A 19,014-nucleotide genomic window follows, 5' to 3' on the forward strand; every position below is an offset into this window, starting at 1 on the left:
AACGACATGAGCGCCGAAACTTATCTGCGAACCGAGCAGGTGCACATCAACGAAGTCAGCTGCCATGCGAATTCGACCGTTCAGTGGTTCGCGGAAGTCAGGAACAAGAAGGGAAGCGCCACCCATCCGATCACCCACAACAATCGGCTAAGGCTCCTGGTCTGCGGCAAGGAGGGTTTCGCCGCAATCGCCAAAGACATCGCCGAGGCGAAGGAAAGCATCGATCTGGTGTGCTGGGGCTTCGATCCCGGAATGGAGCTGAACCGAAATGGGTACATCTGGCCACGGGCCGACACCTATGGCGATCTGTTGATCGCGGCCGGACGGCGGGGCGTAAGTGTTCGCTTGTTGATCTGGTATAGCTGGATCGGCGGAAAAAAACAGAAACACATGCCGGGCCATACCCACGGCACTTCACCCTGGCATACGCAGAAAAGCGATCTGGTCGGCCAACAACTGCATGCCAAGACGAGTCTGGAAATGATTCGTGAGCATGCGCGTGAGCATCGCCATCAAAAAAAATGGATGATTTCGGGCGACGAGTTGGGCGCAATGGCGAAGGAGGAGTACTGCTGCAGCTGGTATCGCGCGGCATTCAAGAATCTGCTCAGGGGCATCAGCATTCGCCTGCGCGATGGGGACTGCAATAGCAACGAAAAATCGCTCGGTCACGAGCGGGGACGACCCGATTTCAGCGAGAGTTATTTGCTGGAGCATCACGGAACCCACCACCAGAAGCCGGTACTGATCGATTTCAACTACAAGCAGGGCGAAAAGGCCGTCGGTTATGTCATGGGACTCAATTCCATGACCGGCTATTGGGACACCGAGGAGCATGGCGTCGACAATTTATTGCGCGAACACGGAGAGGTCAATACGCTGAAAGAGAAAACACAGGGCGTGGACGGCGTTCACGATTTCGAAACGCTCAAGCCGCTGCGCGATTACGCCTGCCGGATCGACGGTGGCAGGGCGCTGATACCATTGCACGAGAATTTCGAACGGGCGTGGGCGCGTGCCGGTAACGGAGACAATCCTTACGCCAAAACAGCGTCCTACGTATGCAGCACACCGCCCTCGGCCCTGCTGCGCAAGGCGACCGGCGGCGACTCGACGGTGCAGATTGTCCGCACACAGCCCGAGGAAGACGATTTCACGATCAAGGAGATCTACTTCAACGCGACCCGCGTCGCTGCGGGCGGGGGTGGCTACCTTTACCTGGAAAACCAGTATTTCCAGTATCAGGAGTGGGCTGAGCATCTGCTCGCGATCCGCAAAGCGGTGCTCGCCGGATGGAATCGCAACTGCGCGAAGATCGGCAAGGGCAGTGAAGATGTGCCCGTGATGCACGTGTTCGTCGTCATCCCGGCGCCGGAGTCGGCAGGGATGATCCCGCGCACCTACGAGACACTGGCGCCCCTGGGACAACAGGGCGGCTTGACGCAACAGGTCGACATGATCGACAAGACCAATGAACAAGCCAGACTTGAGCGAACGATGCCAAAGCCTTTTTTCGGGGATGCCGTGGACAGGCGGGCGAGCGCGCCAAAGCCCTTGCCGGAAGTCGTCGTGGCTGCTAACAGGATCGACAAGCCGTCCGAGTTGATCCTCAAGAATACGTACGGCCTGCGAGTCTGCGTGGCCATGCTCAACGCCTGCGAATTCAACGAGGCCCGTCGCGCATGGCGCTACCGTGAAATCTATATTCATTCCAAGTTGCTACTGGTCGATGACTCCTTTTTCACGCTAGGTAGTGCGAATCTGAATCAGCGCAGCATGGCGGTCGACAGCGAGATCAACCTCGCCACGAATGACCAGCGACACGCAACTGCCCTGAGAAGACGGATCTGGTCGACGCTGGCGACTAAAAAGAATGACGGCGGCAATGCGACGCCGCGAGAGATCGAACGGACGTTCAAGGACTGGGTGAGCCTGATGAAGCTCAACAAGGACAGGCAGAAGGCGCGATCAAACAAGCCGGTTGACAAGCAGATGGAAGGGTTCATCGTACCGCTCGATGATGGGCGATGCTCAATCGCGCGAGTCGCCTGATCATGTGGGCACGTTCCATCCATCTTCCTCGTGGTCGCCGGAATGCGGCGACCGTGATCGTCGTTCTTACTTTCATGACGGGCTGCCATATGGACAAAGCCAAGGTTCCGCCACACATGCAACCGTTGCCGCCGTTCGATCCGCATATCACATCGTTCGAGTGCCAGACCGAAGCGAGCAAGGTGCCGCCGATCGACGCCCAAGCGGACGACTGGTTCCTCGAAGCGCGGACGCTCGAAGATAGTTTTATCTTCATCGACGACCGCGACTACAAGAAAATCGTCCAGCTGACACGCCAGGCGGCCGAGCGGCATCACTGGAAAGCGATGCTGAACCTGGCCAGCTTGTATGTAGAAGGCCAGGATCCGCCAAATGGCGAGGATGCGGCGATGAGGCTGGTGTCGCAGGCCGTGGAACTGGGCATTCCGGCTGCTTATGACCGGATGGGCACTTATTATCTGAATGGAACCGGCGTGTTCGGAAATACGGACCGTGCTTACGCTTTTTTCCAGAAGGCAGCGCAGATGGGCAACCCGCAGGCGATGGTCTTCCTCGGTGAAAAGATCGATGCGGGAGCCGATGGCCTCGTACCTGGTTATTGGGGCAATATCCCGATTGCGATCAAGATGTTCGAATGCGCGCTAGCTCAGGGATATGGCCCAGGAGCGATAGAGATGCAACCCATGTATGTTGTTCCTCGGGCCCTGGACGGCACACAAGTGGGTGAGCGATCCCGAGCAACCTTCGACCGCGTAATGCGGGCGATGCACGAGGGCGTGAAGGGCGGCTGCGAGTTTTGCTCGAACAACATTGGCAGCGAGTTCGACCGTCCGAGCAATCTGGCAACCATGTATGTGCCCTTCATCGACAAGGCGCGAGGCGAGCGTTATGACAGGCTGGGGACGGCACTCAGCTTTAACCCCGACCGCCGCTTCCCGAACCTGGACAAAATCGTGCCCCTGCCGCCGGCCGTGCTGCCGCCATGGGACGGCACGCGCGAGAGCCTCCTCGCTGCCGCCATGCCCGTCGTGCCTGCCCCGGTAAACCCGGCGCCGACCGAGGCCTCGCTCAGGAAAGGTCGGTACTTCCTCGACAGCGCCTACACGTTCCGGCCCCTCTCCGAAACCACCGACGCCGTCCAGGCGCCCGTCGCCGGCTACTGGCAACCGAAGGCGCCGCAGGAAGCGGGCGAGGTGCGCGCTTTCCTCGCCACAATTCCTCCCGGCCTGTACGGCAAAGGGGAAACGTTCGAGCCGCCGCGTTACACGAACGGCGCGGGATCCAGGGCGATCACCGGTCTGCTCTGGCAGCGCGTGCTGACGATGCACAACGACGGCGGCGCGGTCGCGCCGCGCACGGCGCTCAGGCTGTCGCGGCAGGTCCCACGGCTGGATCCGCCAATAACCTGTGCGGGTGACAAGGCATGCGCGCGTACGGGCACCTGGCAGCCATGGATCGCGCCCGGGCATCCGCTGGAATACGAAGTCAATCAGGCGTGGCGCCAGCGCTGGCTGACGGCAGGGCAGTCATTTCCCGATCCGAAGCGCGACTGGATGCTGCCGCTTGATGCGAGCGAACTTGCCTGGCATCTGATCGAGCCCCAACAGGTCGATCGCGGGCATACGGAGGAGGACAAATGAAACACGCAGGCCGTAGTGTCATTCGTCTCAACGACAAGACCGATCACGGCGGCCAGGTCATTCTGGTTTCCTCCGGCACCGTTGTCATGGGCACCGAAGTGGCCCTAGCAGGCGATACCACCTTCTGCCCGAAATGCAAGGGCCGGTTTGCGATCATCCCGGACGGTGAAGGTGCCCGGCATATGGGGCGGGCCTACGCCTACAACAACGACCTCACGGCCTGCGGTGCAAAGCTGATTGCATCGCTTTGACCCGGCGGCTGTTTCAAGCTACGCCAGCCGCTCCAGCAGCGCCTCGAGCTGCTGCGCATCATACGGCTTGGCCAGAATCGCATCCGCGACGCTGGAGGCCTGACTGGCCCCGCTGGCAAACGCGATGCGCGTCTGCGGCAGACGCGCCTTGATCTTCAGGGCCAGTTCATCGCCTTGCATCTTCGGCAGGTGCAGGTCGGTCAACACGATGTCGGGCGCCCGGTCCAGCAAGTCCAGCGCGGCTTCGGCATCGGCCGCTTCCAGCACCTCGTACCCGAGAAAGCGCATCAGTTCAGCCGTATTCTCGCGGATGGCGTCGTCGTCTTCCACCAGCAGCACCCGCGCCTTCGCCGCCACCGGGTCCGCCACAGTGGCAGGCAGACTGGCCGCCAGCAGCGCATTCTTCTGCTGCTGGTTCGACAGCACATGCCGCACCTTGCGCGCCAGGTTGTCGCGCGTGTACGGCTTGCCGAGCAGTTCGACACCGGCGTCGAGCCGGCCGCCGTGCACGATCGCGTTCTCGGTATAGCCTGACGTGAACAGCACCGCCACGTTCGGCAAGCGCTCGCGCGTCTTTTTGGCCAGCTCGGGGCTGCGCAGCGGTCCGGGCATCACGACGTCGGTAAACAGCAGGTCGATGTGGATGCCGCTGTCGACCACCGTCAGCGCCGCGCTGGCGTCGTTGGCGCGCAGCACGCGGTAACCCAGGTCGGTCAGCATGTCGACCACCGTCAGGCGCACCTGCTCGTCGTCCTCGACCACCAGCACGGTCTCGTGGCCGCCGGTGACCGGTTGCAGCAGCGGCTCGCCCGCATGGTCCTCGACCTGCAGGGAGCGGGGCAGGTAGATCTTGATCGTGGTGCCTTCATCGACCTCGCTGTAGATCTTGACGTGGCCGCCCGATTGCTTGACCAGGCCATACACCATCGACAGCCCCAGGCCCGTGCCTTTGCCTTCGGGCTTGGTCGAGAAGAATGGTTCGAAGGCCTGGTCGATCACATCCTGCGGCATGCCGCTGCCGGTGTCGCTCACGGCCAGCATCAAGTACTGGCCGGGCGCCACTTCCGGGTGTCCCACGCAGTAGGTGTCGTCGAGCGACGCATTGGCCACCTCAAGGGTCAGGCGCCCGGCGCCTTCCATCGCATCGCGCGCGTTGATCGCCAGGTTCAGGATCGCGTTCTCGAGCTGCGCCGGGTCGACCTCGGTGGTCCACAGGCCACCCGAGATCACCATCTCGATGTCGATCTCTTCGCCCAGCGCGCGCCGCATCATGTCGTCCATATTGCCCAGCAGGCGCCCGATCTTGACCGCCTTGGGTTCGAGCGGCTGGCGCCGCGCGAACGACAGCAGCGAGCTGGCTAGCTTGGCGCCCCGTTCGACGCCGCTCATCGCGTTCTGGACGCGCTTCTGGATCTCGGGCAGGCCGTCGGCGCGGCGTGCGATGAGTTGCAGGTTGCCGCCGATGACCTGCAGCAGATTGTTGAAGTCATGCGCCACGCCGCCGGTGAGCTTGCCGATCGTCTCCATCTTCTGCGACTGCTGCAGCGCCGCCTCGGTGCGGCGCATCACTTCCATCTGCGCCAGGTCGGCGCTGATGTCGCGGCCCACGGCGTGCACGTACTGCAGGTCGGGCGACGCGGTCCACGACAGGTTGCACCATGAACCGTTTTTGCGCTGCCAGCGGTTCTCGAAGCGGAACATCTGGCCCCCCAGGCGCAGCGCCTCCATCTGCTGCGCCGTCACGGCGCGGTCGTCGGGATGCACGAGCGCGAGCATCGGCGTGCCCAGCACCTCGGCCTCGGTCCAGCCGAGGATGGCCGTGAAGGCCGGATTGACCGCGAACAGCGTGGCGTGCAGGTCGGCCACCAGCATGATGTCCTTCGACAGGCGCCACATGCGGTCACGTTCGGCGGTGCGGCGTTCGACCCGTTCTTCCAGGCTGGCATTGGACAGTGCCAGCGCGTCGGACGCGCGCTTCTGGTCTTCGATGTCGATGCTGCTGCCGATCCAGAGCGATGCTTCGTCAGCCTCGCCCGGGGAGCGGTGGGCGCGCACCAGATGCCAGCGGTACTGGCCGTCGTGGCGCCGCAGTCGGATTTCGGCGTCGATCGGCGCGCCCGTCGCCACGCTGGCCTGCCACACGGCGCGGTAGCGTTCCATGTCGTCCCGATGCACGATCGCCTGCCAGCCCAGACCCAGCGCTGTGTCGGGCGACGTGCTGCAGCCGGCGTACTCACGCACGCGGTCGTTGATCCATTCGACGCTGCCGTCGTCATGCGCCGCCCACACGTGGTTCGGCATCGCCTGCGCGAACGTGCGAAAGCGCGTTTCGCTCGCGCGCAGCGCGCGCTCGGCGTGCACCCGCTCGGTGACGTCGTTGCCGAGAACAAAGGTGGCGAACACGGCGCCATCGGCATCGCGCAGCGGTTGCAGCACGAAGTCGACGAAGGTGCGGATCAGCCCGTCCTGGCCGGGATTGTTCAGCGTGAGTTCAACCCCTTCGGCGCGAAACACCGCCCCATCGGCGTAGCTGCGATCGAGCTGCTCGACGATGCCATGCTCGGCCAGTTCGGGCACGGCCTGCGCGACGGACATGCCCAGCAGCGGGCGCTCGCCGGTCAGGATGCGGTAAGCATCGTTGGCCAGCGCGTAGCGGTGCTCGGGGCCATCGAGCAGGCAGATGAAGCCCGGCGCCTGCTCGAACATCGTGTGCAGGCGCGCGCGCTCGGCCTGGATGTGGCGTTCGGCCTTCACCTTGCTGGAGGTCTCGACCACGACCGCCATGACGCCGGCGACGACGCCATCTCCGTCGCGGATCGGGGAATAGTCGAGATTCATCCAGACCTGCTCGGGCGGCCCGCCGCGGTGCAGTGTGAGTTCCTGGTCCTGGTAGCTCAGCGTGCCGCCCGCCAGCCCGACCCGCATCACGTTGTCGTTGAACGCAGCCACCTCCGGCCAGCCTTCGCGTACTTTCGAGCCCAGCAGCATTGGGTGGCGCCCGCCTGCGATCACCCCGTAAGCCTCGTTGTAGATCATGTAGCCGTCCGGGCCCCACAGCGTGGCGATCGGCGTCGGCGTGGCCATGATCAGGGCGACGGTTGTCTTGAGCACGCTTGGCCAGTCGTCGATCGGGCCGAGATCGGTGCTTTGCCAGGGGTAGGCCAGGACCAAACGCGAGGTTTCGTCGATTTCGGGCAGGAAGGGCAGGCTGGCTGGCATCGTGGGTAAAATGCTAAAAAATGGACGCTGGTATTTTACACTTGGACCGCTGAGCAGTGACGCATCATTACCGATAAGAAATATTTTTGGAGTGCAGCCATGTGCGTGAATTACCGCCCCCCGACCCCGGAGATGTTCAACGGCCGCATCGGCGCGTTCAGCCAGTTGCCGCGCGACTGGCAATGGCCCGAAGAAACGTGGAAGGATTACGATGCGCCGATCCTGTGCGCCGCGCCCGGGCTCGCGCCGCAGGCGCGCGTGGCGAGCTACGGCATGGTCCCGCGCCGCCACATTCCGCCTGACGTGAAACCGTTCGACACGATGAACGCGCGCGCCGAATCGCTCGTTGCGCGCCGTTCGTTTGCGTCGGCCTGGCGTCGCCTGCAACTGTGCGCGGTGCCGATGCTGTGGTTTTACGAACCCTGCTACGAAAGCGGCCGCGCCGAACGCACGGCGATCGGCATGCGCGACAAATCGCTGTTCTGGGTGGCCGGGCTGTGGCGCGAGTGGCAGGAAGCGGACGGCAGCATGACTAGTGCCTTTACCCAGATCACGATCAACGCCGACACGCATCCCTTGATGCGCCGCATGCACCGGCCGGGCGACGAAAAGCGCTCGCTCGTGCTGCTGGGCGACGACGAGGTACGCGACTGGCTGGGCAGCCGCGACCTCGATGTGGCGCACAGCTTCCTGCGCCATTTTCCGGCCGAGGCGATGACGGCGTGGCCGGCACCGCTGGCGCCCAGGCGCGCAGCGCCGACCGCGGCGCCGGTACCCGTCAATGGCGAGTTGTTCTGATCAGCGCAGCAGGCACGGGCGCTTGTTGTCGAACTGCCAGTCGCGGATCAGGTACTGCATCGCCACGGCATCGTCGCGTGCGCCCAGGCCGAGATTCTTGTAGGCCTGGTGCGCTGCTTCGAGCTTGTCGGCATCGAGCTCGATACCCAGGCCCGGGCGCGCCGGCACCTGCACCATGCCGCCTTCGATGCGTAGCGGCTCTTTGGTCAGGTGCTGGCCATCCTGCCAGATCCAGTGGGTGTCGATGGCCGTGACGCGCCCCGGCGCGGCGGCCCCCACGTGCGTAAACATCGCCAGCGAAATGTCGAAGTGGTTGTTCGAGTGAGAACCCCAGGTCAGGCCGAACATCTCGCACAACTGGGCCACCCGCACCGACCCCTGCATGGTCCAGAAGTGCGGGTCGGCCAGCGGGATGTCGACCGACTGCAGCTGGATCGCATGGGCCATCTGGCGCCAGTCGGTCGCGATCATGTTGGTGGCCGTGCGCAGGCCCGTGGCGCGGCGGAACTCGGCCATCACTTCGCGGCCCGAGTACCCGTTCTCGGCGCCGCACGGGTCTTCGGCGTAGGCCAGGATGTCGTGCTTGTCGCGGCAGACCCGGATGGCGTCGGCCAGCAGCCAGCCGCCATTCGGGTCGAGCGTTACGCGCGCCTGCGGGAAGCGCTCGTGCAGGGCGACGATGGCTTCCATCTCTTCATCGGCGCCCAGCACGCCGCCCTTGAGCTTGAAGTCATTGAAGCCGTAGCGCTCACGCGCCGCTTCGGCCAGGCGCACGATGGCTTCCGGCGTGAGCGCCTGTTCGTTGCGCAGGCGCAGCCAGGGATCGACCGCATCGGCCTCGCTGCGATAACCGAGCGGCGTCTTGCCGCTGTCGCCCACGTAGAACAGGTAACCCAGCATCTCGACCGCCGTGCGCTGCTGCCCTTCGCCCAGCAGCGCCGCCACCGGCACGCCCATGAACTGGCCGAGCAGGTCGAGCATCGCCGATTCGACAGCCGTGACGGCGTGAATGGTCGTGCGCAGATCGAACGTCTGCAGGCCGCGGCCACCAGCATCGCGGTCGGCAAACGCGCTGCGCATCGCGTTCAGCACCTTGTTGTAATCGCCCAGCGTGGCGCCGATGACGAACGGGCCGGCATCCTCGATGGTCTGGCGGATCTTTTCGCCGCCGGGCACTTCGCCCAGGCCGGTATTGCCGGCGCTGTCGGTCAGGATCACGATGTTGCGGGTGAACCACGGGCCGTGCGCGCCGCTCAGGTTCAGGAGCATGCTGTCCTGGCCCGCGACGGGGACGACGCGCAGGCTGGTGATGACGGGGGCAGAGGACGAAGTATTGGACATGATGGGCTGCTTGAAAAAAAGTGTTGAACGGGTCTGGCGTCAGTCCAGCGTGATCTTGCCGTTGGTGATCACCTCGCGCCAACGCGCCAGCTCCTGCGCCTGGAACTTCGCGAACTGCTCGGGCGTCGAGGCCACGACCTCGAAACCCTGTTCGGTCAGTTTGGCGGCAATCTGCGGATCGTGCAGCGCGCCCGTGATCGTCGCATGCAGCGTCGCCTTGACGTCTTTCGGCAAGCCCTTCGGCGCCGCAATGCCCTGCCACGAATAGACGTCGACTTCCCTGACGCCGGCTTCGCCCAGCGTCGGCACGTTCGGCAGCACCGCCGAGCGCTTGCTGCCCGTGACAGCCAGGGCCTTGAGTTTACCGGCCTTGATGTGGCTGAGCACGACGTTGATGTTCTGGAAGGATGCATTGGCATGGCCGCCCAGCAGGTCGGTGATCGCGGGTGCGCCGCCCTTGTACGGCACGTGCAGGCCCGATGTGCCGGTCTTTTGCCAGAACAGCGCCGTCGTCAGGTGGTCCGAGCTGCCAGCGCCGGACGTGGCAAACGTGATCTTGTCCGGATTTTTCTTCAGGTAGGCGACGAAGTCGGCGACCGTGGTGGCCGGCACGGTGGCATTCGTCACCAGCACGTTCGGGGCCTGTACGGCCACGGTCAGCAGGTCGAAGTCCTTCGACGGATCGTAGGGCAGCGTCTTTTGCAGCAGCGGGTTGACCGAATACACGCCGATGGAGGCGACCATCAGTGTGTAGCCATCGGGCGACGCGCGCTTGACGTAGCCGCCGCCCAGCGCGCCGGTGGCGCCCGGGCGGTTGTCGACCACCCACGGCTGGCCCAGTTTGGCGCTGACCTTCGGACCGATCGCGCGGGCGATGGCGTCGGTGGAGCCGCCCGCCGGGAATGGCACGACGACATTGATCGCCTTGTCCGGAAAACCTGCTGCCTGCGCGCTGCCAGCGATTGCCAGTCCGATGAGCAGGGATGAAACCTTGGTACGAATCGTCATTGTGTCTCCTCGTTATTGTGGTGTCAGAACTCAGAAGCTGTGGCGCACGCCCAGGTTGTAGGCGGTGTCGCCGCTGCCCGATTCGGTATTGTTTGCCACCGTGTAGCCGGCGCCGTTGCGGTTGTCGACGTGACCGTAGGCGGCGTAAAGGCCGGTGCGCTTGGACAGTGCGTACAGGTAGCCGATGCCCCAGGCATTGGCGTCCTGATTGAAACGGGTGCGGTCATCCTTGTGCAGGACCGACGCCAGCAGCGTGCCGCCCATGACCGGGGCCGAGATGCCGAGCAGGTAGCTGCGTCCGTCCGTCGATGGTGTCGGCCGCGTCCCGCCATACGGGTTGTTGGGGTTGATCAGCGGCGCGGCGTTGTCGCCCTTGTCGCTGCTGATCCCCGAGTGCAGCTTGATCCAGCCGGCGTTGTACGACGCAGCGAGCAGGATGTTGCGGCCGATCGAGCGGTCCACTGCAGGTACGGCGCCATTGGCCGCGACGTCAGTGTTCTTGTGGTTGTAGACGAGGCGCACGGCCAGCGGACCGGCCGCGTAGCCAATCGCGCCGCCGAACTGGCGGCCGGCGGCCGAGCGGCTTTGCTCGCCCACGCTGTAGGCCAGTTCGCCGTCGAAGCCGTTCTTCTTTGGCGTGGCGTAGGTGATCGTGTTGCTGGTGCGGATATTGGTGCCGTTGTGGGGAAACAGGCTCTTCGCGCTGCCCGCATAGCCGGTGTTGAACGGGTCGACGATCGAGACCATCGCCGTGTGATACGGCGTGTACTGGCGCCCGAGCGCCACCGAGCCCAACTTGGTGCGCAAGCCGACGTAGGCCTGACGATTGAAGATGGTGCCGGCGGCGTCGATTTCGCCGGTGTCGATCTTGGTACCGCCTTCGAGCGTGAAGAAGGCGGCCATGCCGTCGCCCAGTTCTTCCACGCCGCGCAGGCCGAAGCGCGATGCGGCGGCGGCGCCGCTGGTGACCTTGGTGACGCGGCCGGCGGTGCCGCCATCCTCGACGACGATGGCGGCGTCCACCAGGCCGTAGAACGCGACCGACGTTTGGGCATGGGCCGTGCCGGCGCCCAGTAACAGGACAAGCGCTGCTGCTGTTTTCAAGACTGTCTCCTTTGTTATGTGGTCGGACCTTATGTGATCCGTACGCAGCCTTCGGCAGTCGCCTGCTTGGGGCTGGGTCCATCATAGAGCGGAGATCAATGCCTAATCAATCCAAAGGCTGTCGCCACCAATACAGGAATTGAATCAATGCTGCGGTCAGGCAGGATGGAACGATGCCAGTACCTGCTGCTTGAGCAGTGCCAGCACGGGATTGTCGTTGTCGCGCCGGTAGGTGCCCACCAGGTGCACCGGGTCGGTGGCCACCTTGCGCAGGACGATACCTTCGAACTTCAGCCGCGCGGCGCCTTCCGCGATCAGGGCCGCGCCCATGCCGGCGCCGACCAGGGCCAGCATCGTGTGAACCTGGCCGATGTGCTCGACGATGTCCGGTACCACGCCGGCCTTTGCAAACCGTTCGCTCAGCATCTGGTAGAACGGCCGCGCCTCGTAGGGCGAATACATGACGAACGGCTTGCCGTGAAAGCAGGCCAGCGTCGGGGCTTCGGGCCACAGGTGGGCGTCGCTTTCCTGGATCGCCAGCATCAGCGATTCGGTCACCATCAGGATGCTTTCCAGTTCGCTGTTGATGGTGTGGGGGCGCATCAGGCCAAGGTCGATTTCACCGGCATTCAGCGCTTCGACCTGCGCCGTGCTGACCAGTTCCTTGAGATTGAGGGCGACCTCGGGGCAGGCCTGGCGGATGCCGCGCACGACGGCCGGCAACAGGCTGTAACCCGATGCGGCGCTGAAGCCGATCGTCAGCGAACCCTGTTCGCCGCTGGCGGTGCGGCGTGCCTTGACGGCCGCTTCCTGCGCGAGGCGCAGGATCCGGGTCGCTTCAGGCAGGAAGGCCGCGCCGGCGGCGGTCAGCGTGACCGAGCGGCTGGTGCGCTCGAGCAGGGCCACGCCCACGCTGTGTTCGAGCAGCCGGATCTGACGGCTCAGGGGCGGCTGCGTCATGTTCAGACGCTCGGCTGCGCGGCTGAAGTGCAGCTCTTCGGCGACCGCGACGAAGCAGCGCAGCTGGCTGATTTCAAACAAGGGTTACCTCTTCACCAGGATACGGCGGGTCGCCGGGCGAATAGTGTAACCGGTGGAGGATGGATCAAGCCCCGCGGGTTACAAGCCGCGGGTTACAAGCCGATGTACTCTCGGTGGAAACGGCTGCCCAGGCGCGTGAGCACCTCATACCCGATCGTGCCGGCCTGCGCCGCCACATCGTCCACCGTCTGCTGCGCGCACAGCAGGCCGACGCTCTGGCCCGGCGCGATGCGCTCGTCCGGCACGCCGGTCACGTCCAGCGTGATGCTGTCCATCGACACGGTGCCGACGAAGGGCACGGCAAGGCCGTCGACGTACGCGTACGAGCGGCCGCTCAGCGCGCGCAGCCAGCCATCGGCGTAACCGATGGCGATCGTGGCGATGCGGCGCGGGCCGGGCGCCACGTAGCGCGCGCCGTAGCCGACGATGTCGCCCGCATCGATGCTGCGCAGCTGCACCACGCGCGCAGCGAGTGACACCGCCTGCGCCAGCGGATTGACGCCGCCGGGCTGCGGGTGGATGCCGTACAGCGCCGCGCCCGGGCGCAGCAGGTCGTGATGAAAGGCCGGGCCGAGAAACACACCGGACGAATTGGCCAGGCTGCCCGGTACGCCGGGAAGCAGCGCGCGCACGGCATCGAAACGCTGGCGCTGGTGCACATTGATCGGATGCAGGGGTTCGTCGGCGCAGGCCAGGTGGCTCATGACCAGTTGCGGGCGCAGGCCATCCAGCCAGGCCGGGTCCTGGCGCAGGCGCTCGACATCCGCGCCCGCCAGGCCCATGCGCGCCATGCCCGTGTCGAACTGCAGCGCGGCCGGCAGCACGCGGCCGGTTTCCCGGGCCAGCGCGCGCCACTCTGCGAGCTGGCCCGGATCGTTCAGCACCGGCACCAGGTCGTGCGCCAGGCAGTCGCGCGCGGCGCCCGGCATCGCACCGTGCATCACATAGATGGTGGTCCCGGCCGGCAGCAGCGTGCGCAGGCGGATGCCTTCGTCCAGGTGCGCCGTGAAGAACGTGCGGCAGCCTTCGGCCACCAGCGCGGCGGCCACCGGCGCCATGCCCAGGCCATACGCATCGGCCTTGAGCACGGCGCCGCATTCGACGCCGCCGCCGAGCGCGCGGAGATGGCGGTAATTGGCCCGCACCGCGTGCAGGTCGACGGTCAGGTACGCGCCGGCGCGTGCTGCGGACGTCATCGGATTACGCCCGTGCCAGTTCAGCATCAGGAGAGACATCGCGCGCACCGGCGTAGCGGAACACGGCCAGGTCGTCGGCGCGGATCGCCGGCGTCTTGCCGCCCACCAGATCGGCGATGACCATGGCCGAACCGGCCGCCATCGTCCAGCCCAGCGTGCCGTGGCCCGTGTTCAGGAACAGATTGCGCAGCGGCGTGGCGCCGACGATCGGCGTGCTGTCCGGCGTCATCGGGCGCAGGCCGGTCCAGAAACTGGCCTGGGCCGTGTCGCCGGCGCCGGGGAACAGGTCGTTGACCACCAGTTCGAGCGTTTCGCGGCGGCGCGGATTGAGGTCCAGGTTGAAGCCCGACAGCTCGGCCATGCCGCCCACGCGGATGCGGTCGTCGAAGCGTGTCACGGCGATCTTGTAGGTTTCGTCGAGGATGGTCGAGACGGGCGCGCGCGCCGCGTCGATGATCGGCACGGTCAGCGAGTACCCCTTCATCGGGTACACCGGCACCGGGAACCAGCGCTGCAGCAGGGCGCGCGTATGGCTGCCCGTGGCCAGCACGTACTGCTCGGCAGTGAACACGCCCTTGTCGGTGACGATGCCGGCGATCTCGCCGCCGGCCTGCTCCAGGCGGCGCACCGTGGTGTCGAACTCGAAGCGCACGCCCAGGTCGCGCGCCATGGCGGTCAGGCGGGTGGTGAACAGCTGGCAGTCGCCCGTTTCATCGTTTGGCAGGCGCAGGCCGCCCACCAGCTTGTGCGAGACATTCGCCAGCGCCGGTTCGGCCGCAGCCAGTTGCGCACCTTGCAGCACTTCGTACGCGACGCCGGCCTCGCGCAGCACCTCGATGTCCTTGGCGGCGCTGTCGAACTGCTGCTGCGTGCGAAACAACTGCACGGTGCCTTGCTGGCGGCCTTCGTAGGCGATGCCGGTGTCGCGCCGCAGCTGGCGCATGCAGTCGCGGCTGTATTCGGCCAGGCGCACCATGCGCTCCTTGTTGACGGCGTAGCGCGCCGGGTCGCAGTTGCGGTACATCTCCCACATCCACTGCAGCTGGAACAGCGTACCGTCGGGCTTGATCGACAGCGGCGCGTGGCGCTGGAACAGCCATTTGGCGGCTTTCAGCGGAATGCCGGGCGCGGCCCACGGCGAAGCGTAGCCGGGCGAGATCTGGCCCGCATTGGCGAAACTGGTTTCGAGGGCGGGACCGGGCTGGCGGTCGATCACGGTGACTTCATGGCCGGCCAGGGCCAGGTAATACGCGGTGGTGACGCCGACCACGCCGCTGCCCAATACGATGACACGCATAATTTCCTCGAAAAGAATCAGGATTTGGTAAAGCTTGCCATCGTACCGTCAGAAGCCTGATAATTGTTTCTGTTAATACGGCAGTTTTCAGCAAAAATTACGGAGTTTGCCCATGCGCGTACAAAAGGCCTCGAACCGCATCCTCGACCGCATCGACCTGCATATCCTGTCGGTACTGCAGCAGGATGCGCGGATCGTCATGAAGGACCTGGCCGAGCAGGTCGGGCTGTCGCTGACACCCTGCATCGAGCGCGTCAAGCGCATGGAACGCGACGGCGTGATCATGGGCTACTACGCGCGCGTCAATCCGCAGGCGCTGGGCATGCAGATCCTGGTGTTCGTCGAAATCAACCTGCACCAGAAATCGGACAAGGCCTTCGAGCGCTTCCGGCGCGCGATGCTGGCCATTCCCGAGGTGCTCGAATGTCATCTGGTATCGGGCGACTTCGATTACCTGATCAAGGCGCGTATCCCCGAGATGTCCGAGTACCGGCGCCTGCTGGGCGAGATCCTGCACGTGGCCGATGCGGGCCAGTCCAAGAGCTATGTGGTGATGGAAGAACTGAAGGAGACGCTGGCGCTGTCGATTCCGCGCTAGGGCAGCGCGCCGGGCGACGCACTATACTGGTGGCCAATCCAACCACCCATGGAGTGCCCGTGAACACCTTGACGACGCTGCTCGGCATCCGCCATCCGATCATCCAGGCGCCGATGGCGGTCTTCGGCACCCCGCAACTCGCGGCGGCCGTGACCGACGCCGGCGGCCTCGGGTCGCTCGCGCTGGGTCACGTCACGCCAGCGCAGGCGGAAAGCGCGATCACGGCGCTGCAGGGGTTGACGGGCGGCCCGTTCAACGTCAACTTCTTCACGCACACGCCAGCGCGGCCCGATGCGGCGCGCGAGGCGCGCTGGCTCGAGCACCTGGCGCCGCATTTCGCGCGCACGGGCCAGGCGCCACCGACGGCGCTGCGCGAAATCTACCGCAGCTTCCTGGACGACCCCGACATGCTCGAGGTGCTGGTGCGCACGCGCCCGGCCGTGGTCAGCTTTCATTTCGGCGTGCCGACCGCGCAGCAGATCGACACGCTGCACGACGCCGGCTGCGTGCTGATGGCCACCGCCACCAACCCGGTCGAAGCGCGTGCCATCGAGGCGGCCGGCATCGACATCGTCGTCGCACAAGGCTACGAGGCAGGCGGGCATCGCGGCATCTTCGATCCGGACGTGCCCGACCCGGCGCTCGGCACGTTCGCGCTGGTGCGCCTGCTGGCCAAGGCAGTGCGGATTCCGGTGGTCGCGGCCGGCGGCATCATGGACGGGCAGGGCATTGCTGCCAGCCTGCGCCTGGGCGCGAGTGGCGCGCAGATGGGGACGGCCTTCCTGGCCTGCCCGGAAGCGCAGACGTCAACGCATTATCGCGCGCTGTTGACGCAACCGGATCTTGGCACAGCCGTCACCGCGACGATTTCAGGCCGGCCGGCGCGCGGCATCATCAATCACTTTGTCAACGAAATCGACACGCCCGGGCATCCGCCGGTGCCCGATTATCCGATCGCCTACGACGCCGCCAAGGCGTTGCATGCCGCCGCCAGCAGCAAGGGGCTCGATGACTATTCGGTCAACTGGGCCGGGCAGGCGTATGCGCTGGCGCGCCCGATGCCGGCGGCGCAGCTGGTGGCGCTGCTGGCCGAAGAAATGCGCACTGCGCGCGAAGCATAGGATGGCGCGCAAGCCCGATCTACCGCTGCACGAGGTCCGCCGTTTTCTGGAGCCAGGACCGGTGGTGCTGGTCACGTCCGCCCACGCGGGCGAGCGTGACGTGATGGTGATGGGCTGGCACACGGTGATGGAATTTTCGCCGTCACTAATCGGCTGCGTGATCTCGTCTGCCAACCACAGCCACGGCCTGATCCGCGCCAGCGGCGAATGCGTGATCAACCTGCCGACCAGCAGCCAGCTCGAGGCGGTGCTGGGCGTGGGCTCGACGTCCGGTGCCGACATCGACAAGTTCGCGGCGTTAGGCCTGACGCCGGAGGCCAGCGCGCTGGTAGCGGCGCCGTCCATCCGTGAATGCCATGCGCAGTTCGAGTGCCGGCTGCATGACGACAGTCTGGTTGAACGATACGATTTTTTCATCTGGGAAGTGGTAGCGGCGCGCGCGGCGGCGCGGCCGCGGCATCCGGAAACGCTGCATTACAAGGGCGATGGCACGTTCATGGTGGCGGGCAAGGTGATCCGGCGTCAGCGTGACGGCTTGAAGTAGTCGCGCCGCTTCAGTGCGCCCGCCAGGTGGCTGCCCTGGCGGCCTGGGGGCGCACCAGGCATCGTCACCAGCGCGAGGTCGGTGGAAATGCGATGCAGCGACAGCAGGTCGAGCAGCGCCGCAATGAGGCGCCGCCCGAACGCGATGTCGCCTTCTTCGATCAGCGGCAAGGCGCGGTGCAGCGCCGCCAGAACGACGGCGTTGTCGGCCAGATGATCGTGCCGGCGGTGATAGTCGAGCAACTCCATGACCGTTTCTTCGTGCCGGAATCCCGCTTCGACCAGGGCCACGAGCACGGTAAACTCGCGCACGAAATCGGCATCTGGCGTGCGGGCAGGATCGAGCGCACACGCCAGGCGCACGCACAGGCGGCGCCTGGCGTGGCGCATGGCAGCGCCGATGGCGCCCGCCCCACCGCCCGGAGAATGGCGAAAGCCCATGGTGTGATCAGTGCGCGATCAGTGCGCGATCAGCAGCGGCACCGGCGCGCTGCCGAGCAGGTCGCGCGTGACGCCGCCCAGGAACCATTCGCGGTAGCGGCTGTGGCCAAAGGCGCCCGTTACCATCAGGCCTGCGTGCACCTCGCCCGCCATGTCGATCAGCGCGTCGCTCTCCCGTGCACGGGTATGCGCGACGGCGACATTGACCTTCACGCCGTGACGCGCCAGGTACAGCGCCATATCCGCACCGGGTTCGTCGCCGTGCAGCTCGGACTGGCGTTCGGGGTTGATCAGCCCGAGCGTGACGCTGCCGGCACCCGCGAGCAGGGGCAGGGCGGCGCAGATGGCGCGCTGGGCCGGCATCGAGCCATCCCAGCCAACCAGCACGTTGCCGGTGATTGGCGCGCCGTCATAGGCGGGGGGCACCACCAGCACGGGACGTGTACCGCCCAGCGCCAGGGTCTGCGGCAGGCCGTGTTCGGCGCCAAAACGATCGTTGGGGTCTGGCTGACTGACGACGATCAGGTCGGCGTAGCGCGACTGCAGCAGCAGGCCGTCGTGCGTGCTGCCCTCGAACAGGCGCGCCTCGGCGCCGACGATGCCAAGACGCCGCGCCTGCTCGATGAACGCGTCAAGCCGGATGCGGACGTCGTCGCGCAGCGCCTCGAATGCGCGGTCGGACAATGGCACGGCCATGCCGCCATTGAGCACCGCATAGTTGGCCAGCGAAATGCCGGTGGCGCCGGCGCCCACGAGGTGGGCGCCGTGCATCTCGGCCAGCACTGCCGCCGCGCGCAACCGGCTGGCCTGGCCCGCACCGCCGTCGATCTGCACCAGGATGGTCTTGAACATGGTTGACTCCGTTCGTATGGGGCGTGCAACGCTGCACGACACGAAAAGCATACGCCCGGCGCGCGCCCATGTCAGGCGCGCGTTTGATGCAGGTCAAGCAGTCAGCACAGCCGCCAGTACCATGACCAGGCCGGCCAGCGACACGAGCCACACCAGCGAGCGCACGTAGGGAATCCCGGCCGCATACAGCGGGATGTAGACGATGCGCGCGATCAGATACATCCAGCAGCCCCACAGCGTCAGGTCGCCTTCGCTGCCCGACACGTGCGCGATCAGGACCGCGCCGATGAACAGCGGCAGCGTCTCGAACAGATTGGCCTGCGCGCGTTGCAGGCGCGCCGTGACGGGCCGCGGTGGCGGGGCTTCGCCGTCGCGGGCGCTGGCGTTGTACTGAATACCGGTTTCGGCGGTGCGCAGGTTAGCCACCAGCATGATCTGGACCAAAGCCAGCACGAGGGTCCAGGCCAGCAGGGTCAGTTCGGTCGTCATTGTTGTTTCCTTGTTATGTGGGT

General features: G+C 65.5%; 17 protein-coding genes. 7 read left to right on the top strand and 10 right to left on the bottom strand.

All coding sequences use genetic code 11. The features are described from left to right. The first annotated feature begins 6 nt into the window (after positions 1 to 6). Genes IFU00_07660 through IFU00_07670 form a run of 3 tightly spaced genes read left to right on the top strand, consistent with a single transcriptional unit; the run spans position 7 to position 3,943 of the window. Positions 7 to 2,052, top strand: a complete 2,046-nt coding sequence (locus IFU00_07660) for a phospholipase (protein ID MBD8542151.1) — start codon at positions 7 to 9, stop codon at positions 2,050 to 2,052. Continuing rightward, complete coding sequence (locus tag IFU00_07665; GenBank protein ID MBD8542152.1) at positions 2,028 to 3,692, top strand: sel1 repeat family protein; 1,665 nt, start codon at positions 2,028 to 2,030, stop codon at positions 3,690 to 3,692. The genes IFU00_07660 and IFU00_07665 overlap by 25 nt, the downstream gene beginning before the upstream one ends. Beyond that, complete coding sequence (locus IFU00_07670; GenBank protein MBD8542153.1) at positions 3,689 to 3,943, top strand: PAAR domain-containing protein; 255 nt, start codon at positions 3,689 to 3,691, stop codon at positions 3,941 to 3,943. The genes IFU00_07665 and IFU00_07670 overlap by 4 nt, the downstream gene beginning before the upstream one ends. Before the next feature lie 18 nt (positions 3,944 to 3,961). Here IFU00_07670 and IFU00_07675 read toward each other — a convergent pair whose 3' ends face one another. Then, positions 3,962 to 7,162, bottom strand: a complete 3,201-nt coding sequence (locus tag IFU00_07675; GenBank protein ID MBD8542154.1) for a PAS domain S-box protein — start codon at positions 7,160 to 7,162, stop codon at positions 3,962 to 3,964. A 99-nt stretch (positions 7,163 to 7,261) separates the two neighbouring features. On the opposite strand from IFU00_07675, the gene IFU00_07680 reads away from it, so the two are divergent. Beyond that, positions 7,262 to 7,960, top strand: a complete 699-nt coding sequence (locus IFU00_07680) for an SOS response-associated peptidase family protein (protein MBD8542155.1) — start codon at positions 7,262 to 7,264, stop codon at positions 7,958 to 7,960. On the opposite strand, the gene gudD is transcribed toward IFU00_07680, so the two are convergent. The 6 genes from gudD to IFU00_07710 form a co-directional block, all read right to left on the bottom strand. Beyond that, positions 7,961 to 9,301: a glucarate dehydratase gene (gene gudD / locus IFU00_07685; GenBank protein MBD8542156.1), complete on the bottom strand. Its 1,341-nt coding sequence runs from the start codon at positions 9,299 to 9,301 to the stop codon at positions 7,961 to 7,963. 39 nt (positions 9,302 to 9,340) lie between these two features. Beyond that, complete coding sequence (locus tag IFU00_07690; GenBank protein MBD8542157.1) at positions 9,341 to 10,309, bottom strand: tripartite tricarboxylate transporter substrate binding protein; 969 nt, start codon at positions 10,307 to 10,309, stop codon at positions 9,341 to 9,343. Between the two features lie 30 nt (positions 10,310 to 10,339). Further along, a complete protein-coding gene (locus IFU00_07695; protein MBD8542158.1) occupies positions 10,340 to 11,389 on the bottom strand; it encodes a porin in 1,050 nt (349 codons plus the stop codon). 180 nt (positions 11,390 to 11,569) lie between these two features. Beyond that, a complete protein-coding gene (locus tag IFU00_07700) occupies positions 11,570 to 12,454 on the bottom strand; it encodes a LysR family transcriptional regulator (protein ID MBD8542159.1) in 885 nt (294 codons plus the stop codon). Positions 12,455 to 12,546: 92 nt separating this feature from the next. Next, a complete protein-coding gene (gene alr, locus IFU00_07705) occupies positions 12,547 to 13,677 on the bottom strand; it encodes an alanine racemase (GenBank protein MBD8542160.1) in 1,131 nt (376 codons plus the stop codon). After that, the gene (locus IFU00_07710; protein ID MBD8542161.1) at positions 13,655 to 14,947 is read right to left on the bottom strand and encodes a D-amino acid dehydrogenase; all 1,293 of its coding nucleotides are present in this window, start codon (positions 14,945 to 14,947) and stop codon (positions 13,655 to 13,657) included. Before IFU00_07710 ends, alr begins: the two co-directional genes overlap by 23 nt. A 112-nt stretch (positions 14,948 to 15,059) precedes the next feature. Between IFU00_07710 and IFU00_07715 the strand changes: the two genes are divergently transcribed. Genes IFU00_07715 through IFU00_07725 form a run of 3 tightly spaced genes read left to right on the top strand, consistent with a single transcriptional unit; the run spans position 15,060 to position 17,210 of the window. After that, a complete protein-coding gene (locus tag IFU00_07715; protein ID MBD8542162.1) occupies positions 15,060 to 15,545 on the top strand; it encodes an Lrp/AsnC ligand binding domain-containing protein in 486 nt (161 codons plus the stop codon). A 59-nt stretch (positions 15,546 to 15,604) separates the two neighbouring features. Then, positions 15,605 to 16,666 carry a nitronate monooxygenase gene (locus tag IFU00_07720; GenBank protein ID MBD8542163.1) on the top strand — a complete coding sequence of 354 codons (1,062 nt, stop codon included), beginning with the start codon at positions 15,605 to 15,607 and terminating at the stop codon, positions 16,664 to 16,666. A 1-nt stretch (position 16,667) separates the two neighbouring features. Continuing rightward, positions 16,668 to 17,210: a flavin reductase family protein gene (locus IFU00_07725; GenBank protein ID MBD8542164.1), complete on the top strand. Its 543-nt coding sequence runs from the start codon at positions 16,668 to 16,670 to the stop codon at positions 17,208 to 17,210. Here IFU00_07725 and IFU00_07730 read toward each other — a convergent pair. From IFU00_07730 to IFU00_07740, 3 genes are all read right to left on the bottom strand, one after another. Further along, complete coding sequence (locus tag IFU00_07730) at positions 17,189 to 17,650, bottom strand: hypothetical protein (protein MBD8542165.1); 462 nt, start codon at positions 17,648 to 17,650, stop codon at positions 17,189 to 17,191. The two genes, IFU00_07725 and IFU00_07730, sit on opposite strands and share 22 nt — an antisense overlap. Before the next feature lie 18 nt (positions 17,651 to 17,668). Then, entirely contained in the window at positions 17,669 to 18,502 is an 834-nt protein-coding gene (locus tag IFU00_07735; protein MBD8542166.1) for a universal stress protein, read from the bottom strand. A 93-nt stretch (positions 18,503 to 18,595) separates the two neighbouring features. Continuing rightward, on the bottom strand, positions 18,596 to 18,991 hold the full coding sequence (locus tag IFU00_07740; protein ID MBD8542167.1) for an MAPEG family protein: 396 nt from the start codon (positions 18,989 to 18,991) through the stop codon (positions 18,596 to 18,598). Between the last annotated feature and the right edge of the window lie 23 nt (positions 18,992 to 19,014).

The sequence above is a fragment of the Oxalobacteraceae sp. CFBP 8761 genome, from assembly GCA_014841595.1.
Lineage (GTDB): Bacteria > Pseudomonadota > Gammaproteobacteria > Burkholderiales > Burkholderiaceae_D > Telluria.